Annotated in this window: 28 protein-coding genes and 1 pseudogene; 7 read left to right on the top strand and 22 right to left on the bottom strand. The window is 32.9% G+C overall.

Annotation, left to right across the window (positions count from 1 at the left end; genetic code table 11):
* Positions 1-56: 56 nt before the first annotated feature.
* Complete coding sequence (locus ACJDUG_RS01310) at positions 57-608, bottom strand: VanZ family protein (protein WP_406768068.1); 552 nt, start codon at positions 606-608, stop codon at positions 57-59.
* Positions 609-756: 148 nt separating this feature from the next.
* Positions 757-2,154 (bottom strand): MFS transporter, encoded by a 1,398-nt coding sequence (locus ACJDUG_RS01305; RefSeq protein WP_406768067.1) that lies wholly within the window; start codon positions 2,152-2,154, stop codon positions 757-759.
* A gap of 320 nt (positions 2,155-2,474) precedes the next feature.
* Here ACJDUG_RS01305 and ACJDUG_RS01300 point away from each other — a divergent pair, with 320 nt between their 5' ends.
* On the top strand, positions 2,475-3,584 hold the full coding sequence (locus ACJDUG_RS01300) for an MGDG synthase family glycosyltransferase (RefSeq protein WP_406768066.1): 1,110 nt from the start codon (positions 2,475-2,477) through the stop codon (positions 3,582-3,584).
* Positions 3,585-3,726: 142 nt separating this feature from the next.
* A complete protein-coding gene (locus ACJDUG_RS01295; protein WP_406768065.1) occupies positions 3,727-4,146 on the top strand; it encodes a DUF1523 domain-containing protein in 420 nt (139 codons plus the stop codon).
* Between the two features lie 143 nt (positions 4,147-4,289).
* On the opposite strand, the gene ACJDUG_RS01290 is transcribed toward ACJDUG_RS01295, so the two are convergent.
* The gene (locus ACJDUG_RS01290) at positions 4,290-5,162 is read right to left on the bottom strand and encodes a DUF1002 domain-containing protein (RefSeq protein ID WP_406768064.1); all 873 of its coding nucleotides are present in this window, start codon (positions 5,160-5,162) and stop codon (positions 4,290-4,292) included.
* Positions 5,163-5,570: 408 nt separating this feature from the next.
* Complete coding sequence (cooS, locus tag ACJDUG_RS01285) at positions 5,571-7,490, bottom strand: anaerobic carbon-monoxide dehydrogenase catalytic subunit (protein WP_406768063.1); 1,920 nt, start codon at positions 7,488-7,490, stop codon at positions 5,571-5,573.
* A 281-nt stretch (positions 7,491-7,771) separates the two neighbouring features.
* Between cooS and ACJDUG_RS01280 the strand changes: the two genes are divergently transcribed.
* Positions 7,772-8,971: an MFS transporter gene (locus ACJDUG_RS01280; RefSeq protein ID WP_406768062.1), complete on the top strand. Its 1,200-nt coding sequence runs from the start codon at positions 7,772-7,774 to the stop codon at positions 8,969-8,971.
* A 40-nt stretch (positions 8,972-9,011) separates the two neighbouring features.
* Here ACJDUG_RS01280 and ACJDUG_RS01275 read toward each other — a convergent pair whose 3' ends face one another.
* The 5 genes from ACJDUG_RS01275 to ACJDUG_RS01255 form a co-directional block, all read right to left on the bottom strand.
* Positions 9,012-10,529, bottom strand: coding sequence for a phosphohexomutase domain-containing protein (locus ACJDUG_RS01275; protein ID WP_406768061.1), 1,518 nt, complete (start codon positions 10,527-10,529; stop codon positions 9,012-9,014).
* A gap of 278 nt (positions 10,530-10,807) precedes the next feature.
* A complete protein-coding gene (locus ACJDUG_RS01270) occupies positions 10,808-11,158 on the bottom strand; it encodes a DUF2200 domain-containing protein (RefSeq protein ID WP_406768060.1) in 351 nt (116 codons plus the stop codon).
* 171 nt (positions 11,159-11,329) lie between these two features.
* Entirely contained in the window at positions 11,330-11,713 is a 384-nt protein-coding gene (locus tag ACJDUG_RS01265; protein ID WP_406768059.1) for a DUF2750 domain-containing protein, read from the bottom strand.
* Between the two features lie 149 nt (positions 11,714-11,862).
* Positions 11,863-12,405, bottom strand: a complete 543-nt coding sequence (locus ACJDUG_RS01260) for a GNAT family N-acetyltransferase (protein ID WP_406768058.1) — start codon at positions 12,403-12,405, stop codon at positions 11,863-11,865.
* 180 nt (positions 12,406-12,585) lie between these two features.
* Positions 12,586-13,392 carry a DUF1189 domain-containing protein gene (locus ACJDUG_RS01255; RefSeq protein WP_406768057.1) on the bottom strand — a complete coding sequence of 269 codons (807 nt, stop codon included), beginning with the start codon at positions 13,390-13,392 and terminating at the stop codon, positions 12,586-12,588.
* 97 nt (positions 13,393-13,489) lie between these two features.
* Between ACJDUG_RS01255 and ACJDUG_RS01250 the strand changes: the two genes are divergently transcribed.
* Together ACJDUG_RS01250 and ACJDUG_RS01245 are read left to right on the top strand one after the other, a co-directional pair.
* Positions 13,490-13,630 carry a hypothetical protein gene (locus ACJDUG_RS01250; RefSeq protein WP_406768056.1) on the top strand — a complete coding sequence of 47 codons (141 nt, stop codon included), beginning with the start codon at positions 13,490-13,492 and terminating at the stop codon, positions 13,628-13,630.
* An 11-nt stretch (positions 13,631-13,641) separates the two neighbouring features.
* Entirely contained in the window at positions 13,642-13,764 is a 123-nt protein-coding gene (locus tag ACJDUG_RS01245) for an ATP-binding cassette domain-containing protein (RefSeq protein ID WP_406768055.1), read from the top strand.
* Between the two features lie 150 nt (positions 13,765-13,914).
* Here the strand turns inward: ACJDUG_RS01245 and splB are convergent, their stop codons facing one another.
* Both splB and ACJDUG_RS01235 read right to left on the bottom strand, forming a co-directional pair.
* Positions 13,915-14,937 carry a spore photoproduct lyase gene (splB, locus tag ACJDUG_RS01240; protein WP_406768680.1) on the bottom strand — a complete coding sequence of 341 codons (1,023 nt, stop codon included), beginning with the start codon at positions 14,935-14,937 and terminating at the stop codon, positions 13,915-13,917.
* Positions 14,938-15,140: 203 nt separating this feature from the next.
* On the bottom strand, positions 15,141-15,590 hold the full coding sequence (locus ACJDUG_RS01235) for an OsmC family protein (RefSeq protein ID WP_406768054.1): 450 nt from the start codon (positions 15,588-15,590) through the stop codon (positions 15,141-15,143).
* A 216-nt stretch (positions 15,591-15,806) separates the two neighbouring features.
* Here ACJDUG_RS01235 and ACJDUG_RS01230 point away from each other — a divergent pair, with 216 nt between their 5' ends.
* Positions 15,807-16,169 carry a flavodoxin family protein gene (locus ACJDUG_RS01230; RefSeq protein WP_406768053.1) on the top strand — a complete coding sequence of 121 codons (363 nt, stop codon included), beginning with the start codon at positions 15,807-15,809 and terminating at the stop codon, positions 16,167-16,169.
* A gap of 219 nt (positions 16,170-16,388) precedes the next feature.
* Here ACJDUG_RS01230 and ACJDUG_RS01225 read toward each other — a convergent pair whose 3' ends face one another.
* The 11 genes and pseudogenes from ACJDUG_RS01225 to ACJDUG_RS01180 all read right to left on the bottom strand — a co-directional run bounded on the left by ACJDUG_RS01225 (position 16,389) and on the right by ACJDUG_RS01180 (position 24,245).
* On the bottom strand, positions 16,389-16,655 hold the full coding sequence (locus ACJDUG_RS01225; protein WP_406768052.1) for a YkuS family protein: 267 nt from the start codon (positions 16,653-16,655) through the stop codon (positions 16,389-16,391).
* A 73-nt stretch (positions 16,656-16,728) separates the two neighbouring features.
* Positions 16,729-18,243 carry a hypothetical protein gene (locus tag ACJDUG_RS01220; RefSeq protein ID WP_406768051.1) on the bottom strand — a complete coding sequence of 505 codons (1,515 nt, stop codon included), beginning with the start codon at positions 18,241-18,243 and terminating at the stop codon, positions 16,729-16,731.
* A gap of 4 nt (positions 18,244-18,247) precedes the next feature.
* Entirely contained in the window at positions 18,248-18,733 is a 486-nt protein-coding gene (locus tag ACJDUG_RS01215; RefSeq protein ID WP_406768050.1) for an RNA polymerase sigma factor, read from the bottom strand.
* A 404-nt stretch (positions 18,734-19,137) separates the two neighbouring features.
* On the bottom strand, positions 19,138-20,391 hold the full coding sequence (locus ACJDUG_RS01210; RefSeq protein ID WP_406768679.1) for a DEAD/DEAH box helicase: 1,254 nt from the start codon (positions 20,389-20,391) through the stop codon (positions 19,138-19,140).
* Positions 20,392-20,530: 139 nt separating this feature from the next.
* Entirely contained in the window at positions 20,531-20,728 is a 198-nt protein-coding gene (locus ACJDUG_RS01205) for a cold-shock protein (RefSeq protein ID WP_406768049.1), read from the bottom strand.
* A 277-nt stretch (positions 20,729-21,005) separates the two neighbouring features.
* Positions 21,006-21,452, bottom strand: a pseudogene (locus tag ACJDUG_RS01200) (IS3 family transposase); the annotation flags it as partial.
* 82 nt (positions 21,453-21,534) lie between these two features.
* Entirely contained in the window at positions 21,535-21,732 is a 198-nt protein-coding gene (locus ACJDUG_RS01195; protein ID WP_406768048.1) for a hypothetical protein, read from the bottom strand.
* A gap of 38 nt (positions 21,733-21,770) precedes the next feature.
* Positions 21,771-22,502 carry an IS21-like element helper ATPase IstB gene (gene istB, locus ACJDUG_RS01190; RefSeq protein WP_406768047.1) on the bottom strand — a complete coding sequence of 244 codons (732 nt, stop codon included), beginning with the start codon at positions 22,500-22,502 and terminating at the stop codon, positions 21,771-21,773.
* Positions 22,502-23,467: a Mu transposase domain-containing protein gene (locus ACJDUG_RS17865; protein WP_479723026.1), complete on the bottom strand. Its 966-nt coding sequence runs from the start codon at positions 23,465-23,467 to the stop codon at positions 22,502-22,504. The genes istB and ACJDUG_RS17865 overlap by 1 nt, the downstream gene beginning before the upstream one ends.
* 55 nt (positions 23,468-23,522) lie before the next feature.
* On the bottom strand, positions 23,523-24,005 hold the full coding sequence (locus tag ACJDUG_RS17860) for a hypothetical protein (protein WP_479723025.1): 483 nt from the start codon (positions 24,003-24,005) through the stop codon (positions 23,523-23,525).
* 93 nt (positions 24,006-24,098) lie between these two features.
* Complete coding sequence (locus ACJDUG_RS01180) at positions 24,099-24,245, bottom strand: hypothetical protein (protein WP_406768046.1); 147 nt, start codon at positions 24,243-24,245, stop codon at positions 24,099-24,101.
* Between the two features lie 237 nt (positions 24,246-24,482).
* Here ACJDUG_RS01180 and ACJDUG_RS01175 point away from each other — a divergent pair, with 237 nt between their 5' ends.
* Positions 24,483-25,508, top strand: a complete 1,026-nt coding sequence (locus tag ACJDUG_RS01175) for an HNH endonuclease (RefSeq protein WP_406768045.1) — start codon at positions 24,483-24,485, stop codon at positions 25,506-25,508.
* The last annotated feature ends 16 nt before the right edge of the window (positions 25,509-25,524 follow it).

Genomic DNA, 25,524 nt, shown 5'->3' with positions numbered 1-25,524 from the left:
CTTAATTTCTACGTTCTTTTTATGTAGGATATATTCTTGAATATACAATAAAGATATTAAAGCCTCAATCTCACCATGAATAATAAAAATAATAGCGCAGGTAATCCTATCACAGCAGATAGTATTGTGATTGTAGTACGTACTTTTTTCTCATCTCGTAATAGTAGCAATAAAAACTTATACCCTAAAATACCAACTAATCCGCCCAAACAATTTAAAATTATGTCATCAATGTCCGATGCTCCGACACCTAAAAGCCCCTGAATGATTTCAACAAATAAACTCACTATAAAAATAAGCAGCAGATTGGTAATTACTCTTTTATCCTTTTTGAGTAATGGCAAATATATACCAAGGGGAATAAAAATAAGGATATTGCCAACCAAATTACTAAAAGCAAATCTTTTTATAGTGGATGAGCTGCTAAATATATATTCCTTTATACTATGAAAAGGAATGATATTAATTGACCTATCTAATGTCCTTTGGCTATTAAACAGCTCCAAAAGTGAAACCCTTGATAAGAACAATAGCTTAATTAAAAAGATTATATAACAAATGAAAACTCCATATAATAAGGCTGTTTCAATTCTCTCTCGTTTTTTCATAATACCTCCACTTTTCCTTCCATCTCTGCTTATTCTCTGACGTTCAGTTTATAAATAATCAATAATTCACATTTTAACACAATTGCAAAGTAACTGCTATACAATGAATACTTTCTCACAGGGTTTGTATTATCAAATTACTTAGCTGCTAAGCAATATTTCCTCGTTTTTTAAGAATGGATTTAACCTCTATAATATCTTCTACATTGCGTTTCGCCATCATTATATAACATATTGAAGAAGGAATAAGCAGCAATTGGAAAATCGCCAGTGTAATTATATAATTCTGTGGTTCTGCTTTATAGGAGGAGACCATGATTAGTAAAATTCCTACCCCGGAGTTTCCAATGGTTCTACCTAAACCATTAGCTAGATTAGCAATGCTAAAGGCCGTACCCCTGTGTTCCGGCAAGTTTACATCTGTTATTAGAGCCAGCCAGTTTGGGGTATTTGCCGATTGAGCCGCACTTGCCAGAAAGGATATTATAAATAACCCTGTCATCCATGGGTTTACAATTATCTGCTTTATTAAAGCAAACAGTATCAATATAGCATTACTATTATTAGGCAATTGAAGATTATTCATAGGTATTAAAAACATTAAAATATAAAGGGGCACCATAATAAAGGTAAAAGCAGCTGTTATTATAGCCCTTCCTTTGTAGGTCTTCCTTTGATATTTATCACCAAGATGGCCGAAATATGCGGAACTCATGCCTCCAAGCTGAAATATGGCAAATAAGTAGCCTGATGCAACAATTGATGTATTAAGACTATAGCCTTGATGCTGAATTTTAGAAATATATAAGGTTGGAAGCCATATTAAAGTCCCAATTGCTATATTGAAAAAAAATGCCTGTAGAAATAAAAAAATATTACTATCCTTTAGCACAATATCATGCAGCTGCTTAAATTCTATATTATAGTTGTATTCATAACCACTCTTAATCAGCTCTTCCAGCTCAGGCTCAGACTCTCCTAAGGCAGGCTCCTTTATAAATAAATACAATATTATCAGTAAAAGCCCTATTATACTGACTATTTCAAAGGGCTTCCTCCAGCCTAAGGTTGGTGCAATAAGTGAAGCAGTAATAGCACCTGCAATTCCTCCAAGTCCCTGTGACATTCCCCAAAGGCTTAAAAGCATACCTCTAGACTTATGTGGAATATAATCTGTCAAAACGCTAAAACCAATTGACGCAATGCAGCCAAGGCCTATACCAGTGAAAATTTGAAATATAAAAAGCTGAGCATAGCTGCTGCTAATAGATGTAAAATATACAGCTATGGACCAAATAACTGTTCCAGTAATTATTAGTATTTTACGATTAAATTTTCCCGCAAGATACCCCCATATTATAGAGGATATGGATGTAACCAATATGTTTACACCTGAAGCCAGTCCTAGGGCAGATACCTGTACGTGCAAGGAATTTGCAATTGAAGAGAATAACGGTGGAAAAAGCCCTATAATTATATTGTCAAAGGCTGCTAAAGCTACGAAAACAAATATTGTATAACCTGTCTTAAAATTAGTCTTATTCAAAGTTTCTGTGCCCCCTTAAGAGATTTTTATATTATCAAGCAAATTTTAAGTATTTTTCTTCCTAACCCTTAAAACTTAGAAGTATATCATTATCTTTTGATAATCTTCTACATAATACCCCAAAATCATTAAATTTACATTAAATATTTTGTTTAATATATACATACTTCCTCAGAAATGATATATTTAAGTCGATTTATTGCAGTCTGCAATTATAACTTAATATATACGATCCCTTTATAAATAATTTAGCATATTATGGACAACATAAAAATAATCCTGACTTAATTATTATTTGAAAGGAACGATCTAATAACATTATGAGCAAGAATATATTAATTATTTCTTCGGATTTTACTGGCCACGGACATAAAAGTATTACAGAAAGCATAAGCGAATTTTTCCCAAAGGATGATTCAGTTAAGGTTCATGTGGTAGATGGTTTTTCTCTGGGAGGCAGACCCTTGCTTTCTATTGGAAAATCCTATGGACCTATAACAAGAACCTCAAAGGATTTATGGAAATTTATTTGGGAGCTTTCTTCTAAAACGCCTTCAATTGTAAACGAAATAGTTGAAATGGCTATAAAAGACAATCTACTTAATTTAATAGAAAAAACAAAGCCTGATTTAATTTTATCTGTTCATCCTAATTTTAACGGTTCTGTTCTCGATGTATTAGAGCAGAATGAAATACATATACCTTTTGTTACCCTTATTGCAGACCTAGTAAGTATATACCCGCTTTGGGCAGACCCAAGAGTTGATTATATTATTAGCCCAACTGAAGAAGCCAAGGTGAAATGCATTGAATATGGAGTTTCACCAGACAAAATTAAAGTTTTAGGCTTCCCTGTACGTTCAAGATTCACTAGAAAATTAAACTCCGAAGATACTGCCTACGATATAAATAACCCTCTGAAATGCTTAATTATGAGCGGTGGAGAAGGTGTAGGTAATATGAGTAGAATAGCAAAAATACTCCTTGAAAACTTTAATTGTACAGTGAAAATTGTGGCAGGCCGCAACATGGCTTTAAGAAAGAGACTAGAACAGTCCCTAGTTGAAAAATATGAAAACAGAGTTGAGATCTATGGCTTTACCAAAGACATTCAAGATTTAATGTTAGCATCAGATATAGCCTTTACTAGAGGTAGCCCCAATGTCATGATGGAAGCTATCTCCTGCAATATTCCCCTTGTAATTACGGGTGCCTTGCCAGGACAAGAGCAGGGTAACCCAGAATTTGCTGAAAAGCATAATCTAGCTGTAGTTTGCTATAGTGCGAGAGATATAAAAAAGACTATAGCAAGCCTTCTTGAAAATAACGCAAAAGGATTGAATCAAATAAAGGCTGCACAAAAAGAATATGCTCTCTCAAATGTAGCAAAGGATATAGCAGATTTTCTAATTAAACTATTATCCAATTAATATAAAATAAATAAAATCCATGGCTAGCCATGGATTTATTCATTTCATATATTAAAAATTATTTATATTTACAACCTACTAATATCTAAACTTTAAGAATAAGTATATAAGAGAATCAATTTATCTAAAATAAGGAGTTAATATGCCAAGAAATATTGCTAATATTTTTAGATATAATAAATTTAGAAAAAATAATTATTTAAAAGCAAGGATAATAAAACTTATATTTGCTGTTTTTATAATAGTGTTTGTAATTATGCTCATTCCTCATTTTTTTAGAGATACCTATGAAGTAACCATTACAAATAAACGAATAATAACTCATAAAAATACTAATGAGTATTTTATTTATGCTGTAACTAATAATGGTCAAATTAGAGTATTTAGAATCAAGAACAATTTTATTGAAATGAAATATAATTCAGCTGATTTATATTGGGCAATGGAGGTTAATAGAAAATACGAGATTAAAGCATATGGTTTCAATATACCTATCTTTTCAGATTATCAAAATATTGTAAAAGCAAAAGGGATACCAACTGAACTAATCCCTTTCAATTAAAGTTTACGTAATTTTTAGTTCACTATATTTCCTCCACTTCCTGTAATTCGTAGTTTTCTCCATAAGAATTAACTATCCCTTTCAATAAAAAGCGCTGTGAATTAGTAGTTAAAGCTAATCACAGCGTGTTTTATAAAACAGTATTAACCAAAGATTTTTGAAAAAAAGCTTTTAATTGCAGAAATTAGCTTAGCGAAAAAGCCCTGTGCTTGCTCACTAGTTAAGACACCTTTTAACTGATTTGAAACTTGACTTAACTGATCCTTTATATCTGAAAAATTTAAATTCAAGCCATTTATTTTATTCATGAGCTTCGTAATTTTATCAATATCATCACTGCTTAGGTTCAAATTATAATTCTTTACCACATTTTGAACTATATTTTTTACTGCTGCTTCATCTTTAGGTTTATCTTTTACTACCTGTGTTTTTATATCATTTATAACTTTTGAAGCCTGATCCTTACCTATTTTATCTCCTAATGCTGCTGTTGTTGCAAGCTCTTGATTAGCTGCTTCCTTTTTATTTTCATCGATTTTAGTACCCTTGCTGCTGTTTTCGAAGCCTTTTATAATTCCAGTAAGTGCAGCAGTACCAGATACATTAAATGGTGCTGATACCTTTACATTTGCATTGGTTATTCCAGCTGTAATAAGAGCATTTTTTATCATATTACTATCTACCCAATATACATTGTTAGTGGACACATTTAAGCCGCCGCTTGTAGTTGGCTCCACATAAGAACAAGAAATAGATTTTGTTCCAATCTTATCGCTGCTTACTGAAGCTGCTAAATACTTTCTTTCCTCATCAATATTAACTGTAATTACATTTGCAGTCTTTGCATCAACTCCAAAATAATTAAGCATATCCTTCTTTTGCTGATCAGTCAGGTCTCCACCTAAGGTTACAACTTTATAGGCATCTGCATGAACTGCCTTTGCAGGAACAGATATAGCCAAAGCTGCAGCCATAAAACCTGATAATAATCTAGTGAATATTGTTTTAGTCTTCATATCTTGACCTTCCTTTTCTATTTGACTTTACAAAATGATTATAGATTTATATGGGAATCAGTGCAACCTAATGTTCAAATTTCTATTTATCTTACCATGAAGATTTCTCTATTAATATTTGTATTTTTTAATAATTTAAACAAAAACCCTCGAGAACTGTAGGTATTACAATAATATGATATTCTTACTACTTTCATGCTAATATTTTCATAACACATCTAATTTGATTAATGTAAAGTTGGCAGTAAACAAACACAAAAGCTGTGAGTTAGTAATTAAACTAATCACAGCTTTTGGAAAAAATTCATTTCATAAGCAGCATTAATCAAAGATTTTTGAGAAAATACTTTTGATTATAGAAGCTAATTAACTAAAAACCTTGTGCCTCCTGGCCGGTTAAGACCCCTTTTAGCTTAATCCTAATCCTTTTCTCTTGCTAATAATATGTGCTTCAATATTTTTAGCTACTTCTACTGGATCATCGCCAAGTGCAACCTTACCACCCACTAAATCTTCTGCCTTTTGTGTTAATAGTTCTACTAATTGAGGAGCGCCGGTTATAAAAGGAGTAGGCGATAAGTGAGTATATGTACCATAAGCTATGGCAAAAATTCCATCTATTGTGGCCTTTTGCTCCATCCACTCTGGTGCAGTTACTGCAATTGGAAGATCTGATACGTCTACATCTAAATGGTCAGCAAGAGCAGTAACAAGCATTGAGATTCTTCCAGTGTCAGTACAGGTTCCAAAGCTTAAAACTGGTGGAATCTTTAATAGGTTGCAAACTTCTTTTAAGCCTTCACCAGCTATTTCATTAGCAGCTTCAAGTGTACAGATTCCTGCAACCTCCAGTGCATGGTTTCCGCAGCCACCAGCAACAACAAGAATATCCCTCTTTATTAGTTCTTTTGTAAGATTTACAGTCATCATGTCCTGGGGGCCATTTCTTAAAGTTGAACAATTAGCCAAGGCTACAACACCTTTGATCTTTCCAGCAGTTATTACATCTACTAGTGGATCCAATTTATTGCCAAGTGCTCCTAGGACCGCTTCTGTTGAAAAACCAGTAATAGCTTTCTGTGTCTTTGCTGGAACCTTTGCCTGAATATTTCTTGCTTTCCTCTGTTTAAAGTTTTCTATAGAGAGTTCAATCAATTTATCTGCCATTTTATCTACTTCAGCAGGTTCATAGGGGAATTTATATTTACATCCAGGTAAATCAATAATTGTGCTTACAGCGACTAGAGTAATCTGATATTTCTCGGCATACATATCTATAGCAGGAGGTGAGCAATTTTCTTCCATTGCAAAAACATCAACAGTACCAGTAGCTAGTAATGGTTCTATAGAAAGCCAGTTGCCCATGTGACCTACAAATATATCGTCCATTTCAAACCTTTGAAGTAGTTCCTGACCAGTTTCTATGGACCCCACAATTCTAAGTCCTTTGGCTCCTGCTTTTTTCGCCATATCCTGAACTTCCTTTGTTCTAGCTTTTAATAATGTTGCTACTCCAGCCCAAGGTTGGTGTCCATTAAACACTATGTTAATATAATTTGGATCCATAATTCCTAAATCCATATTTGCTTCGTGAGGCTTTGGAGTTCCAAATAGAATGTCTTGAACCATTTCTAAACCTATCTGAGTATTATATATGGTAGCAATCCCTAATTTAAGTGCTTTCATTGCTAATGACACATGACTTCCATCTACGTTGGTTAAGCAGCTTGCTACACAATTTTGTTCCTCATGTACTGTCCCAGCAGGATAAATATCAAGCTTTTTCCAAAGTTCTTTTCTCTTCTTTGGAGCAAAGGCTGCAACCATAATATTTTCCTCAACATTCCCAATCTGCTGCTGATCTTCAAGTAAAATTGCCAGCTCAATTGCCATGTCATTTACTTCCTGGTTTGTTTCTATGCCTACCTTTTGGCACATAAACTTAAGCTTTTCTACATCAGTAATTTTAAATGGTGTTTTTCCTTCAGCAGTAGCTTTCAAAGTTCGAAAAGCTTCATAAGCATGATGACTGTATGTACCAGCACCCATTATATTTTTTAGAAGAAAGTTTCTCATTGCCATAGCATCAGGGCCAATTCCACATACACCTTTGTCCTGGCCTGTTTTTTCACTAATTCTACAGGGACCATTAGAACATAGCTGACAGCTTAAGCCCTGCAGACAGAATTTACATCTAATTTTCTCTTGGGCAGCATACCTGTCAAATGCATTAGACATACCATCTTGTCGAATCCTTACAAGCATTTCCTCAACGGAATCATGATAGCTCACTCTACCTTCTGATTTTTCTAATATAGTTTCAGACATTATTTATTCACTCCTTATGTTTTTATACATAGTAAGTTTCTCCATACAAGTCTTTTATTATGTAAATAAAAAAATTCTGGATTTGATTTTAATTTACTTAAATGAAATTTAATTTAGAAGACTTATATAGGGCGTTCTTTAATAATTTATCCAACAAATGCTCTGTGGAGTGTATATATCTAATTTGACTTAATGAGTAAAAAAGACTAATGTAAAATTGTATTTAATTAAATGAAGTAAAGCTACAATTAATTTTACAGAATCGAGGCTTAATTATACTTATGAGTTATATTCAGAAAGGTTCAAAAGATTTTAAAAAAACTAACATTGCATTATTTGCAGGTGGCTTCAGCACCTTTGCAATTTTATACAGCACACAACCACTGCTTCCCTATCTTGCCAAGGAATTTCACATTACACCTGCAGTCTCCAGCCTTTCTCTTTCAACTGCAACAATTACACTAGCAGTAAGTCTGCTTATAGTTGGATCTTTATCAGAGGCATTAGGTCGAAAACCAATAATGACCTTTTCAATGTTTTCGGCATCTATCTTGGCAGTACTTACTGGATTTGCTCCAAATTTTCACGTTCTTTTGGCGCTACGTATACTGCAAGGTTTTGTTTTATCGGGCTTATCTGCTATTGCCATGGCATATCTAAGTGAAGAAATTGAGGAAAAGAGCCTTGGAACAGCAATGGGCATATACATTAGTGGAAATTCTCTAGGTGGAATGTTTGGGCGTATTATCATTGGGATTGTTACTGATATTTTTAATTGGCGTATTGCTCTTATAAGTGTAGGTGTATTAAGCATTGTTACAAGCATAATATTCGTAATTGAGCTTCCTAAATCAAAACATTTTAAGCCCCGTACTTTAGAGATAAAGAACTTATACAAATCTTTGTTTAATCATCTAAAAAATCCAAGCCTATTATGTCTTTTTGGCATTGGATTTCTACTACTCGGAAGTTTTGTTACGTTATACAATTATATAGGCTTTCAATTGATTGCTCCGCCCTATTCAATGAGCCAGACACTTGTAAGCTTTATTTTCATACTCTATCTTATGGGAACCTTTAGTTCTACTTGGATGGGGCGTATGGCAGACAAGCATGGTCAGCAAAAGATACTCTTTAGTGCTCTTTTTATTATGTTTATTGGCATTACAATAACACTGAGCATAAGCCTGATACTAAAAATTGTAGGCGTTGCTCTATTAACCTTTGGATTCTTCGGCGGCCATTCTATCGCCAGCAGCCTTGTTGGACGTCTTGCATCCCATGACAAGGCACAGGCTGCTTCACTTTATCTCTTCTTTTATTATGTAGGCTCAAGTATAGGCGGTACTGCTGGCGGGACCTTCTTTACGTTATATGGATGGAATGGTGTGGTTGGCATTATAGTATGTTTTATTATCCTGGCTCTTATACTTTTGAAAATACTTTCGTCAACTAAAATAAATATAACCTCTGGACGTTAAAAAATGTGCTGCCTAAAAAAAGCTAGGTAGCACATTCTATTTATCTTAAGCAGCTTTGATCTAACTTATCATAAGTTTTTAAAAATGGTATTAATTTACCTAAGATTGCCTGAACTCCACCCCTTACATCTGATTCAACGTTAAGTGGCAGCATTGGCTCATGTAATGACAATCTTAGCAAAAACCATCCACTGCTATTTTCAGTATTACATACCACTCTTATTCCTTCATAGTTATCAGGCACTAGACTCCATCCATTTTCCTTTCTTATAAGTTCCTTTAACTCGTTTAATATAACTGAACCATATTCCTTAAAATTATCATCCAAGATTTTCATCCTATATTCAGAACTCTCAGAAGGCACTTTTAAATCTTCTATGAGACTTTGTATAGTTTTTCCCTCTTGATGCAGCTTTGCCATCTTGATTAATATTTTCGCAACTAGATATGCACCATCATCCAAAAAGTAGTTTTCTTTTAGTGAAGCATGTCCTGAAGTCTCAATTGCTAAATAACATTCTGTGCCTTCTTTATTAAGCTTAATTGCTTCATTTATAACGTTTTTATACCCCCTCTTAAACCTATGGTGAATTCCACCTAGTTTTGTCTCTATAAACTCTTTAAGTCCAGTTGAAGTTACTGAATCAGTTACAATTACTGAGTTAGGATGTTCCTCTAAGACAATAGCAGAGATTAAAGCTATCAATGAATTACGGTTAATTTGAATTCCATTTGAACCAACAATAGCCACTCTATCAACATCTGTATCAAAAATTATTCCTAAATCTGCATTATGTTTTAGTACAGCATTACGCAGTGACTCCATGGCTTCTTTATTTTCAGGATTGGGAATGTGATTAGGAAATCTGCCATCTGGCTCAATAAATTGACTTCCTTCAGTATCTGCTCCCAAGTTATTTAAAACTTTATTGGCAAAAAATCCACCTGCTCCGTTACCGGCATCAATAACAATTTTAAAACCCAACAGCGGCTTATCATAATTAATATTGGATTTAATTCCTTTGCGGATTAAATTTATTAGTAAATTTGAGTATTCTTCAATAAAATCAACTTTAGAAACTTTCCCTTTTATATCTGAGTACTTAAAGTCTTGTTTACAGGCAATAGCTAATATATTCTTTATATCTTCCTTTTCGCAGCCACCGTCTTCTGTGAAAAACTTGAACCCATTATAGTAGTATGGCAGATGGCTGGCTGTAATCATTATGGCTCCATGACATTTGTAGTCTTTAAGTATTGTGGTCATGAACATTGCCGGTGTAGTGCACATACCGCAGTCATATACCTCATAGCCTAGACTGGTTATTACACTTATAACTAATGATTTTATGCTCTCACCAGTAAGCCTTGAATCCATCCCCACAGCAATCTTAATACTCCCAGTTTTAATTTCTTTTTTGCTTCTTAACCAAACTGCAAAAGCGCAGGCAATTGCGTTTATGGCCTCATTAGTCAAATTAACCTTAAAATCTGGTTGTCCAATTGCAATTCCCCTAATATCAGTACCATTTTGCAATTGATACAGCTTATCTGTCATTAATACCACCTCAGTTCTTTAGCCTTTATTAATAATAATTGTTCTTTTATTATTTTATCTAATATTATATACTTTATTTATCACAATTACAAATAATTGTAAGTGTTATGTGAAAAAGGTAAAAGAATTTAAGGGAATATGCACTTGCAAAACTTAATAAGCTTAAGGAAAAGATTAACACTTTAATTAGCACCGAGAAGGGATTAATTGAATATTAGAAACAAAAAAATACAACTCTGCAGAATAATACTTGCAAGTTGTACTCTTTAATTTAATTATTATTTCCGCAAAATCTTATCCATAGCTTTTCCCTTTGCTAACTCATCTATCAGCTTATCCAAATAGCGAATTTCTTGCATAGTTGGTTCTTCAATGTCTTCCACTCGGACACCGCAGACCACACCTTTAATCAAAGAACGCAAAGGATTCAGCTTTGGAGCTTCCTTAAAGAAGGTCTGAAAGTCTGTCTGTTTTTCCAGCTCTGCTTCTAACTCTTCCTCACTATATCCTGTCAACCAACGGATGATTTCATCGACTTCTGTTTTTGTACGTCCTTTTCTCTCTACCTTTGTAACATAAAGGGGATAGACACTTGCTACACTCATTGTATAGATATTATGTTTGGTCATAATACATCCTCGCTTATGTGATTTTTTTTTATTATATCACAAAAAATGTTCGGGTAAAAAGTGAAAACTCTTCATCATAATATTTTCCTTTTAGGCTTATTACTTCATCTACAGCTACCAGGGGCGGAAATCCCTTTCTGTATGGTCTATCCGCAGTCATTGCATTCTGTCTTAACTATTAGTACTTAAAAAATGCTGCAGCTCATCTTTTAATTCTAAAGCATCAACAGATATTCCTCCACCGCCAGTATCAGCAAATACAAGTACCCTACAGCCATCTTTCTTCATTCCATCAAGCCAGTATTCCAAAAGCTCATAGAGATCAATAGCTTCTATTTGAGTCTCTTTCCACTGATTTTCTTGGCAATACTTTGCAAAGTCATAAGAAGGCCATAAAGGCATGGCTGTTCTCCCTTTCTCATCCTTAGTAGTTATAAAGCCGTTTTTATCCTTCAAGCCACAAACCTGCTCAGACTCTGCTACTTTATTAAAAAAATACTTATATTTTCTATCTTCGGTTAAACAAAATATGTCTTCTACTTCACTGTAATTCATAGCTTTCTCCTAGAAAATTTAATGACATATAGTATTACTCAAACATTATTAAATCCTTCTTTTAGGTTTCTGTACTAAATATATAATAGATAAATATTATGACTAGTACAAATTAATTTTAGAACATAATTTCTATACATCTTTATTATTTATTTATATATTTCTTCCCATTTCTCTTTAGTTATACCCATATCATATAGATTCCAATAACTGTCTCCTATTTTCCTGAAATTTTCTTTAAGTTCTTCTATTGCAAATCCAACACTTTCATAGCATTTTATTGCACTAATATTAAAATCAAAAACACCTAGAGTTATCTTATTCAGCTTCAGCTTTTCAAAGCCAATTCTTATAGCTTCCTTTAAAGCTTCTTTACCTGCTCCTTTACCTCTGTGATTTTCATCTCCAATTAAAAACCTACCTATTCGTCCAATTTTATTTATAGGATCTTTTTGATATAGCTCGATAGTCCCTATCATTTCATTGGTTTCAAGGCTAATTATCTTATAGACATAAAGGGTATCTTTTTCTTTAAGAACATAGTTTTCAAAATATCTTTCAATTTGTTCCTCAGTTAGCGGGTATTCATAAAAAGGTCCAGCCCATTGAAGTAAAAATTCTGCAGAATGTCCCTCATTCCACTGAACAATCTTTTTAAAATCTTCCTTATGTAATGGCTCTAGTTTTATCATGGTATCCCCCCATTTTTAAATATTTAAAAGCTGTTATTTATCTCTTAAATTATAACATATTGTGTAAATATCCTCTGCTCCACTTAATATATTCAATTAAATAAAAGAATCCCCATCCTACAGAGATTCTTTATAAATTAAAGTGTTGAGCTTCTTGATTATTCTATTTACTTTATCTTCTTAATTTAACGCAATATAATTCTGATTATCTTTTAATTTGTTAAGTGCGAAGCCAATATAAATATAAGCTATAATATGATATGCTAACCAATAAAAACTAAAATGCTCTATACTAAAAATTTTAAAGATTGTGTTTATAATAAGTGGAGTAGTTAGTGCATAAATACTTAAGCTATATAACTGTCCATATTTCAACTTAACTTTAAAAATCCCATTGATTATAAGAGCAAATAGCGCTAAGAATAGAGAACTTAGGAGTCCTCCTAGGAAATACCAAATTATATTTCCAATAAAAATAAATGGTATAACAGCTTTGACATAAGGTAAAAACCTATTTATTGTATTTTTATCAAGTGTAAATCCTTGAAATGATGTGAAATCAGTTACTTGAGTTTGTAATTCGTTCTTTTTATTAATCATTTTATCTTTTAGTACTAGAATACCTTTGCTATGAGAATCTAAAATATCAGGATTAGTGTTATTAGTTGTATCTATAACAATATAATTATCTTGATCATCTGATAATACTATTGGCATATTGCCATCAACACTTAACTCACCATTTTTAAGTTCAAAATTTGGACAATTAACATTAAATATTTGTATGAATTCTGATATACCTTTATTTGCATCAAAAGCTCCTCTTATAGATCCAATAAATCCAAGAATCAGCGATATTAATAACAAATATAATATTGCCTTCCCAGTACTTTCTTTTAATACATCCTGATAATGCTTTATTCCTTGAACGCTATTTATTATTCTCATCCCAAAACTAAGATTTCTCTTCTCCATTTTATCTTCCATAAAATCCTCCCTTAAAATACAAATCATTACAAACTAATATTCGGCATCTTTATGTCAATTCCTCTTTTTTAGAGCTCCTCTTAAATAATAACAAACTTTGTCAAATATTACCCTTGCTATTATAGATAAGCCTAATGCTGAAGTTATGAAACCTATAGCAGGGAGTGTTGAATTCAATCATGTAGGTTTTTCTTACAATAGAACTATAAAAGCTCTGGAGGACATATCCTTTTTGTAAGTTCAGGCACTATGGCTGCCTTAGTTGGTTCCAGCGTAGCAGGAAAAACTACTATAACAAATTTAATTGTAAGGTTGTATGAGGTTTGTGAGGGAAGTATAAAAATAGATGGTACCGATATTAGGGAATGTTGAGAGAGGTGCTCATCAAGAACTATTTGAACAAAATGGTGTATACAAAAACTTGTATGATATACAATTTAAAACACAAGCTAAACTAGAAGTGCTGCATCAAAAAAGGAACTCCTCGGAGGTCATAGGAGGTAACTGGAAGTTACCTCCTTGTTATATAATATACTTGATTTCCTTATTGGTAAACAGCTCTTCTATATTCTTCTTAAAAAACTCCTTTATTTCCTCCATGCTTTCCTTTGGATAAACATACTTACCATATCCAAACTGCCCAAATTTAAATTTTCGTTCTTCTTCATTCATAGGAAGCTTAGTTTCAGGAAAGATTTCAAGTATTCTGTTTTTAGCTACAGTTGTATATCTGTGGGATATAACTTCAAAGGTTAGTGGATACTTTAATGCCTCTGGCAGCTTCTTTCTTAACTCAAGCAGCAAATCCCTGTATTCTTCTTTCCAATTAGGATATATAAATACAGGCGCAATCAAAAAGCCTGTAGGATATCCTGCTTCCGCTACCTTCATACTTGCTTCAATTCTCTTGTCACGAGAAGCAGTAATATGCTCATATTCATTTATAATGGTTGAGGTATTAATACTGAATCTAATTTCCGTATGCCCATTGTGCTTTATATTAAGCAAGGAGTCTACATCATTATATTTTGTTACAAACCTAAACCTGCCCTGCTCAGCTTCCCCAAAAAATTTAATAACTTTCTCTAAGGAATGAGTATAGGGCTCCAGTGGTATGGGATCAGAAGTGGCAGAGCCCTCAAATATAGTTATTTCGGGAAGTCTTTCTGTCATATATTTTTCGGCCTGCTTAAGAATATCATCTATATTAACATGGACTCTTATAAAAGGTTTATCACCAAGTTGTGTATTTAAATAACAATACTCGCATTGGCCCATGCAGCCTGACACTAAAGGAAGCTGATAATGGGCTGAAGGCTTGCAGCCTTGAAACTTTAAACTTTTCTTAGTACCTACAATTAAAGTTCTTTTTCCTTCTCTATATTGCGAAAATAAATCCTCTCCTGGAATATGCTCTTTGTATTTATTAGAGCTTAAATTTATAATTTCTATATTTTTATTATTTTTAAATTTATCAAGGATTTCTTTTGCCATATCATATTCAAGCGCGTCTTTTTCAAAAATAATTCTCTTTGGTATAAACATATTATTTATCAACAAATCAGTATAGAATCTCTGATTTTTTCTCCCTCTTCTTAAAATCCTATGTTTATTATTAGCCAGAACTCAGGGCTTATATACTGAATAATTTAACTTATCCTTTATAAGAGGAAAATATAACTATAAAAAAATAAAACTATAACTATATACCAGCAAACAATAAGGATATAACGAAAACCAAGGAATGTTTAGGCAAATCGAATTTCAGGCTGAACAGAAATAGTAACCCCTGGTTTTAATGTTCTACCAATAAAACATGCTTTTTCAGCCCGCTGAGCAAGCTGCTCCACCATTTTCTTTTTCTCTTCATTTCCATCATTTAAAATTATAACAGGTCTATGGATAATCTCTTTAAAAGTAAGTGTATTTCCCTCTTTCTGCACTATGGCTTCAGAATTAATTTCAAGAGGAGAATAATTAATTTCACGTTTTCTTAATATAGAAGCTAATGTAATTATATAGCATGTTGCCGCAGAAGTTACGAGTAATTCTTCAGGGCTTGAACCTATACCCGGTCCAGCTAAACCAGCAGGAGCAGAGACAGGAACTTGAACGCCATTTGTAGTCATTAAACCACTGCCATTTCGGTCACCATCCCAGCGGCCCTTAATATTAAAAGATATATTTAATGTTTCCATTTATTTTTCCCACCTTTATAATATTTTAAATATATTATCTCTATTGTTTAATATAAATTATATAAATACTTTTTTAAAATCACATTGATTTAAATCAAATTCAATAAAAAATTACATTTAATTATAAACTTGTTATTTGAATGAATACATATAATCATACTAGGTAGTATAACCTGTATATAATTACTAATTTTATAGCGGACCTTGTCTTTTCAAGTGTTTCATAAATTTATATTGCTTATAATTGCTAACATAAGTAAAATATACAATATAGATTCCTCACAAAACAGATTGGCTGTTATAAAACCAACTATATATAATCCTTCAGATTATGACTTAGTTATAATAGGTTCTCCAATTTGGGCTTCTCGTGTATCAACGCCAGTAAGAACCTATATCGAAGAAAACAAAGCTACATTTAAAAGGATTGCCTTGTTTTGCACAGCACTGGGTGATGTGAACGATAAGGCTTGGCAAGACATAGAAGCCTTATGCGGAATTAAGTCTGAATTCACCTTAGGCTTCTCTAGAAAAGCTATGAAAGAAAAGACTTATATTGGTTCCATAGAAAAACTATAACAAAAGGGTCTGTCCTGAAAACACCTAAACTTAGCGTTATATTTCAAGTTAGAAAGCAATACATGAAATTTATGTTTGCTAATTCCAATGCAAGGATATTATGAAACTGCTTAGCTATATTTGATAAAATTTGCTATGAAAAAAAACATGAGAAAATAGTTAAAGGTATATAGCCTAACTCTTATGCCATATACCTTTAACCGACATCAATCTTGTTTATCACTTAGCTCCGGTAGCCTTGCTATCTATTAATTTCTTTACTTCCTCAGGGGTTATCCCGCTTGCATTGATTACAGGAACCTTTGTAGAAGTGTCACTGTAACCCATCATATCAGAATTCATATCTGATACAACAATTGCGTCTAGATTTTGAAACTTGCTTACATTGTTTTCCATACCTTCGCTTAGCATTTGAACTTGATAGCCTTGATTGCTTAAATAATCTGCTATCATAGATAATCCTATTTCTACGCCTATTTTTTTCATATGTAATCACCTCAAGCTTATTTTATCCTCAAGATGTTATCATATGCATATAACTTTCTCAGAAAACAATTAACTAATAACTTACTGTCCCATCGGCAAATGCAATCCACTCTTCTTTTCCTGTCTCAGTATTTATATATAGCTTTTTGGGATTTGCCTTTTTTGTATCTACCATTTCTTCATAATAATGAACAAGTACATACTCACCTGTAAACATAGACTTTATAAAATAAGTGTCTTTATATTTAAATAACTCCTTATTAATATCATCTGCAGCTAAATTCTTCAGCGCTTCCTCTGGGTTATACTTCTCGTCAGCTTTCAATGCCCTATCCCCTGCTATGAGAATATTCCCCCTTAAAATCAGAGTTGAATAATTATATATAGTATTGCTTCTAGCATCAAGCATAACATTATATTCACTGAAAATATTATATCCTTTGAAGGTAGGCTGAAGCTTAAAGCAGTATACTTTCGCATCTGAATTAGATTGAAAATTAACATTTACACCAAGGTATTCAACATTAACGTCAAATCCCTCTCCTAGATTTCTTATGGTTAGGTCCCTTATTTTTTTCTTGGCTTTATCTACTTCAATTAAATCTCCCTTTAAAGTTGGCACGCCGCCTCTTATTTCTAACACTTCACCTGTCACTGCATCTATCTCACCAAGATAGGAAATCCCATCCTTGCCAAGCATCCTAAAACTATAAATAAGATCTGGCAGTTTTGTTAAGCTTATGTCCTTTGCCTGCTCTCCTATAACAAAGCTTATTTTAGCTTTAAGTTGATCATTAGAGAGATACGTAATCTCTTCAGGAAACTTATTATACTTTGTATAAACCTCCGCAAGAGTATTCAATTTATCTAAAATATCCTTTAATTTCTTAGTATCCATAATAAAAAATTTATTATTAAGCTTGATTCCATATTCATTACTAATTTGTGCAATATTTTTCATCTCGCTTGTTAGCCGTTTATAGGCCTCCTCATCCTTTTCACTAAAGCGTCCATTTTCCCATCTATTGTTTAAGGTTAAAACCAAGGTACTCATTGAAAGGTCAAAACACTGATTAGAATAGTCGCCTTTAATTGCATGCTTTTCAAGGATATTAAAGTTTCTTACTGCCTGTTCATAGCTGCCATTAATTTTATTAAGCATTTCGCCTACAGCATAATTGTAAATATTATAAGGCTCTTGTGCTTTTACATGTTTTTTCAAATCCTCAATTTGAAAATTGTATTGATTTATTGTATCGGAATATTCCTGAAAATCCAGAGTAAGATACATCCTTGATTGTGAATATAAATTATAAGCTGTTATTCCTATAATAACTATTATAAATACAAGAGCTATCCTTAGTCTTGAAAGCTTAAGCTTCATCATCATCTTCTCATCTAATCTTTCTGAAGGCTCTGGCAACTTTTCCTTTACTAGATCTGGCAGAGAATTCCCACTTTCATATATTGCTCTGCATTCTTCACATTCACAAAGATGTTCCCTTACATATCCTTTAACTTCCTCACTTAGCTCATTTTCTTCATAGAGCACATATATATCCTTAACGATAGAACAATTTAGCTTCAAGTCTTTACACCTCCATCTCTTTTAAATAAAGCTCTTTAAATTTCTTTCTCGCCCTATGTATGCCTATCTTTACCTGTCCTTCTGTAAAGCTCATTATTTTTGTTATTTCTAAATAAGATAGACCATTTACATCTCTAAGTATAATTAAAGTGCGTTCTTCTTCCAAAAGCTTGTACATAATTTTTTTTATTAATAGCTTATCCTCTAACTTGTTGTAAGCATTTGAAATATCTTCATGAGTATTTTCATCTATTTCTTCAATCTTAGAACTATTTTTTAAGAGATAATCATTTAAAACATTTCTAGCTATTATAAAGAGCCAGGTCTTTACACTGCTTTCTCCCCTAAAGGAAGAGAAGAATTTAAAGGCTCTCAAAAAGGTATCTTCAGTAAGGTCTTCCGCATTATGATAATTAAGAATTGCTTTATAAAAATAACTAAAAATATCCTTCTTGTAAGTGTTATATATTTCCGTCCTTACATCCGACACCTACACGCCTCCTTACATATGTTTTATTTTCATTAGTATAGACCGACTTTATCTTTAAAAGTTACAAGATTTTAGAAAATATATTTATATTTTGCTACTTTAGTTAATTATATCATTGTTTTAATTACTGATAATCTTACTTAAAAACAGAGAGGCTAAATTGGAAGTTTCTGTTTGATTTTTGATAAAAACTTTGAAGAAAAACATGAGAAAATAGTTAAAGGTATATAACATAACTCCTATGCCATATACCTTTAACCGACATTGATCTTGTTTATCGCTTAGCTCCGGTTGCCTTACTATCTCTTAGCAGCCTCCATCAGATGGAATATCCCCTGAGGTCCTAGGAGATAACTAAGCTAAGCAAATAGAAGATTTTCTCCCTCTAGGTACTTTTGTTCTGGTTATAGCTTCATCATTTGTTGTTTCTTAACTCTACTATAATTCAAGCTTTTACTAGTCTTTTTAGTAGTTGTGGTTTTCTTTGTAAGTTTATCGCACTTAAAGGGTTCCGTATTAGAACTTATTTTATAAGAGTGTTCTTCTATTAACGGTATTTTCTTACATATAAGTTTTTCAATAGCCTTAAGATAATCCTTTTCTTCCACATCACAGAAAGATAGTGCAGTTCCCTGTTGTCCTGCTCTTCCAGTACGTCCAATTCTATGAACATAGGTTTCAGGAACTTCAGGCAAGTCAAAATTAATTACATGAGATAATTTATCTACATCAATGCCCCTTGCAGCTATATCAGTTGCAACTAAAACTCTAATTTTGCCTTCCTTAAAATTATTTAAGGCCAGCTGTCTTGCACTTTGAGATTTGTTACCATGAATAGCTTGAGCCTCTATCCCCGCTTTATTAAGATCTTTTGTTAATATATTTGCGCCATGCTTTGTTCTTGAAAAAACTAACACAGATTGCATAGCTTTATCTTTAAGCAAATCTATAAGTAAATATTTTTTATGTTTTTTACTAACAAAATATAACTCTTGTTTAATAGTATCTACAGTGGATGAAACCGGTGTAACTTTTACACTTACTGGATTTTTCAAAATAGAATTTGTTAGTGTTAGGATTTCCTTTGGCATAGTTGCTGAGAACAACATATTTTGTCTAACCTTCGGAAGTTTTGTTATAATCTTTTTCACATCATTGATCATACCCATATCTAGCATACGATCTGCTTCATCTAGTACAAAGTGTTCTACATTTTTCAAGTCAATATACTTTTGATCAATCAAATCAAGTAATCGCCCTGGAGTTGCAATTAGTATATCTACCCTTCTCTTAAGTGCTCTTGTCTGAGAATTTTGTGGCACACCGCCAAAGATAACCAAGTTATTAACATCTATATATTTCCCATAGCTTGTAAAGCTTTCTCCTATCTGTATAGCTAATTCTCTTGTAGGCGCTAATATTAAAGCACTAATATACCCTGACACTTTTCCCAAACTTTTTCTATTGTAGATATTCTGTAATATTGGAATAGCAAAGGCTGCCGTTTTTCCAGTACCGGTCTGAGCGCAGCCTATCAGATCCTTTCCTTTTAATAAATACGGAATAGCTTCTTCCTGTATTGGTGTTGGTTTTATATACCCTTCTTCTTTAATCGCCCTCAAAATGGACTTATTTATATCTAAATTTTTAAACAATATATCTTTTCCTCCTTCTAGTGGTCACACAGAGTAGTTTAAGCCTATTAGACCATAATTTTTAATTATTCAAAATCTAATTATGAACATTTAAAAACCCCTTAAATAGGTTAACTATTTAAGGGGTTAAGATATTCCTTAATTAAATAACTGTAATATTTTCAGCTTGAGGACCCTTTTGTCCCTGAGCAACGTCAAAAGAAACTTTTTGACCTTCTTCTAATGTTTTAAAACCATCAGTTTTTATTTGAGAGAAATGTGCAAAAACATCTTTTCCATCTTCTCCTGTAATAAATCCAAATCCTTTTTCTGCATTAAACCATTTTACTGTACCATTCATATAATGTGTACCTCCGAAATTTTATTTTTCTTAAACTCATTGTAACAACTCACCAATAAAATCTCGATTTACCTTATTATATTATAAGTACCAATTGAAATATATTTGTGTTTAATTATTTACTATTAATTTAAGTTCTTAATAAGAATAGCACAGTTTACTATATAAAGCAAACTTTTTAAATTTTTATCAGTTTCTAAGTTTTATTTTTCAACTTTCTATGTCCTTTACACTTAATAACAAGTGGACCTAGGTCAATATTTTGGACACAATTTTATTATAAATTTGACGCCCTAGCTAAATCTTCTTTAGCTTGAGGCGTTAAATAGCCAATTGAGCCATGAATTCTTTGCCTGTTATACCAGCCCTCAATATACTTAAAGAGCTCTAGCCTTGCGGCAGCAAAATCATAGTATATTACACGGTTAACTTCTTCTTTCTTTAAAATAGAGTGAAAAAACTCTATACAGGCATTATCATAAGGGCAACCTTTACCGCTGTAAGAGGCTGTAATAGTGTATCTTTTCAGTTGTTCTATAAATGCTTCGTTAGTATACTGTGTTCCAAGATCAGAGTGGAAAATAAGAGAGCCGTTAGGCCTTTGTGTTTCGTAAGCATTTTTTAAGGCTGTAATAATTAAGTCTGTATCCATGGCTTTTGAGAATGAATATCCAACTATCTTTCTTGTATGAAGATCCATAACTGATGCTAAATAGCACCATCCTCCTAGATACTTTGAGAACTTTTCACATTAAGTTTAATATCATGATATTTCTTGTTATCTGTGATAAATTCAAATACTGATGTTATTTACTTGCGAATATGCCCATAGCTTTTTTTAGTATTTCATTCTCTTCCTCAAGCCTTGCCATCTTTTTATGCATTGCTTGATAGTCTGCTGCTGTTATAGTTGTATCTTTATCTACATTTACAGGCTTATTCTTTTTAATCCATCCAATTATGGTTGATTTAGAAAGGGCTGCTTTTGGCAAGTAGATTTTCAAGCACTCCGGAAGTTAATTTTTCAAGCACCCCTCTTACATTACTGGGATTTCATGGTTGAGTTTGTAAGTCTATGACTTGGACCAGCATGTACAAACAGGTGACTGTGATGTACAATCCTATCAATAATTGCACTTGTTAACTTCTCATCATAGAAGATACCGTTCCACTTACTGAACTCTAAGTTGGTTGTTATTATTATGCTCCTTCTTTCGTAGCATTCAGAGATAACCTGAAAGAGTAGCTGTGATCCTTCTTTTTCGAATGGGATATAGCCCCACTCATCGCAGATCAGCAGATCTGTCTTCTCAATCTGTCTCATGAATCTTTTTAGGTCACCCTTTGCCTTTGCTTCGCTTAATTGGTTTACCAGCGAAGCTGTTCTAAAGAATTTTACTCTTTTACCACTGCTGCAGGCTGAAACGCCTACAGCAGTGGCTAAATGTGTTTTCCCAGTCCCTACGGGCCCATAAAGAATCAAATTTTCCTTTTTAGCTATAAAGTTTGTTTTCTTTAATTCATCGATGTCTATTGCTTTTGGCACCTGAATGTGATTAGAGCTGTAGCCTTCAAATGTTTTAATCACATCGAAGCCTGCCGCATTTAAATTCCTATTTCTACGGGTAACCTCTCTATTTTCTATTTCAAGTTTTAGAAGTTGAGCTAGGAAAACAGCAAAGTCAACAGCTTGAATTTTCGAGTAGTTTTCATACAAATTCTTTCCCAGGCGGAGTTCTTTACAGTACTCTTTTATCAATGTGTCTGAATCCATTATTTTAGTCCTCCGGAAGCTATTAGTTGATCGTATGCTGTTATATCTGGAGAATATGTATTAAGCCTTGGAACCAAATTTGGTAGGGATATATCTACTTCCGGCAAACTTCCGGAACTTAATCTACAGTATGTGGCCCAAAGTCCGTCTGCATCTCTTGCACCACACTTTATTCCTTCCTCTAAAGCATCTAACGCTCTTTCCATATCGGTGTCCTGAACCATTCTAGCAAATACCCGGAGGGTTTGTTTCTTTAATTCATAGTCAGAACCTTCAAGAAAGGTCTTCAGTGTCAGCGGCAGCTGATTAAAAAGCCCAGTATATTTTAATGCAGTTGGCCTCTTAGCCATTAATTCAAGATATGGAATCCATATCATAGATTCCTTTTGATCTCCGTATAATCTGCTATGTTTAACAATTAAGTTATAATCGCAGTCGAGAATCTCCAAATCATAGGCTCCCGCCTTGATTATTACCTGACTTCCTGCCATATTCGGAGAAGTAGAGTATATCCTTGTTTCAAACTTGACTTTACCATAATTATCAGCCTTAGCAAACTCATAACGGTATACCTCAAACGATACCTCCGGAAGTTTAAAGAATTCCGCTTTGTCTTCCTTAAACAATTCTTTTATCAATCCTATGCCCTTATAGTGCTGCCTGTCCATATCTTTATCAAGCCTTTTTAGGAGCTGTTTGTTATATTCATTTAAGTCGCTAAACTCCGGTATTGGCACAAATATGTTTCTTCTATGATAGCCTACTTTAGCTTCTACAGAACCTTTTTCATTTCCGCTATTTGGGTTACAGAAGTTGCTGTTAAAGCCATAATGCATCATAAATCGCATAAATCCTTTGGTTAAGTCCCTTTCCCCATGTTCCTTTATTTTCTGAACTGCAGTAGACATATTATCAAACCAGATTGCCGTAGGCACTCCTTCTATATGCTCAAATATTGCTTTCATACCTTCAAGTAAACATTCCTGGTTTGCACTCTTAAAAAGCTGTGTGTATCCAGCGTTACTGTATGGAAAAGGAAATATTTAAATACTGCCCATCATATGTAACTCCGTTTTCAATAAATCTAGCATCACCGAAATCTACTTGGGCTTCGCCAGGTGGATGATCCAATGGAATAGATCCCTGATTATCTATTTTTAATTCGTTTCTAAGCTTTGCAACAAAGTCTCTTACGGCGCGGTCACTGACATTGAACTCTGGATACAGCTCCTTCAATCTATCATAAACCCTTTTGGCTGTATGTCTCTGCTTATGAGGTGCCTTTTTATCCTCTTGAAGCCATTTGGTTACGATTTTCCTGTATGGTGATAATTTTCCGCTTTTTTGCTGCTTCGGGTGTAACTCCAAATTAAAGTTTTCTTTATCCACATACTTTTTTACAGTTGTAAAATCAAATCCTGTTATTTCCGCTATTTTTCTTAAGCTTTTCCCTTCAAATTTTCTTAAGTTTCTGATACGATATATTTGTTCCATTGTCAGCATCTCCTTATTCTCCTTTTCAGTTTGGTTCACTAAAAAGGATATTATTTTCAAGAGGTGCTTGCAATGGGATCTTTCCATTTTTTGCGGGGATTTTTAACTTCCGCACTGCTTGATTTCTATTCTACCAAATACAGAAAGGGCATATTCACTACTTAACTCTGCTAATGTTTTGCCAGAGTTATAGAGTTCTATTATTGTGCTTTTAAATTCTTCTGTATATTGTTTTTGACCTCTTGCCATTGTAACACTTCCTTCTCTTTTCTTTATTTTAAAGTGTTCGGCTTTCTGTGTCTACAATATTATACTAGCACCATATTCATATTTACATTCTTCATAACTATGCCAAAAACATCTGTTAACAAATACAACTATCTTATATTTAAAAAGAACTTTATCAGTGAATAATAAATCAAATTGGTAATCAATTCTATATTATGGTAAAATATATGTTATTAAACCATAATTGGAGGAACGCATATGAATGTTTTTATTAAAAGACTTAATAGCCATGAACTAGGCTATAGAAATGGAATCCCTGGCGGTGCAGGTGCATTTTGGCTCATCTCAAAAAAATGTACAAACTTCCTTCCTAGCTTAAGTAAAAGTATACTAAATGATCATACCTTACTTGAAGTTCAAACACCCTTAAATATAACTGCTTCTGTACGGTATGAATACCATAACAGTAAATTTGCAAGTAATGACCCCAATGAAACTAGAGATGAGTATAGGTTATATATGAATCAAGATATAAATCCTAATGGAAACTATTTTGAACCTGGTGATATTGTTATACTAAAAAAAGAAGATACGAACTCATATAATTTGCATTTATTTGATAGAAATAATCAATATAACTCTGTATTAAACAAATTAATAACTCAATATAAATCTGGAAATGCATCTGCTGCACTAGTACCAATTACAAGCCTTGAAACCCTCGGAATTACATTAGATATACATCAAATAAATGAATGTAACTATATTTCTAACCAATTAGCAGAGAATCATGAAGTTCAACAAAATATTTCAACACTTATCAATGATGAAGATTTAGATGCTCTATTCAGTGAACCTATTTTCGATCAAACAACTTCAACAACCATATCCGTAAATAGAATAAATCGAGATTCGTCCTTTAGGAAAGGAGTTCTTAAATATTACAATAATCAGTGCTCTATTACAAGATTAGGTTTAACATATGGTAACTTAAGTAATATTGAGGCTGCTCATATAATTCCCAAACAATCTGGAGGCGGTGATAATATTTCTAACGGTATTGCACTTAGTAGAGATCTTCACTGGGCCTTTGATGCAGGGTTTTTTACCATAACACAAGATTATAAAATCCTTGTTCATCATAAAGTTTCAAATACTAATGATTTATGGCGCTCAATAAATGGACAAACTATATTTATTCCTATAGATGATAGAGCAAAACCTAATACAGATGCACTAAAGTGGCACAATGAAAATGTTTATGGTGCTTTTATAAACAGATAATTAACTTAAAAGGTAA

Origin of the sequence: Candidatus Clostridium stratigraminis (genome assembly GCF_045310675.1) — a bacterium.
Lineage (GTDB): Bacteria > Bacillota > Clostridia > Clostridiales > Clostridiaceae > Clostridium_AT > Clostridium_AT stratigraminis.
Note: the sequence above shows the minus strand (reverse complement) of the source record. Positions and strands in the feature narration are given on the sequence as shown.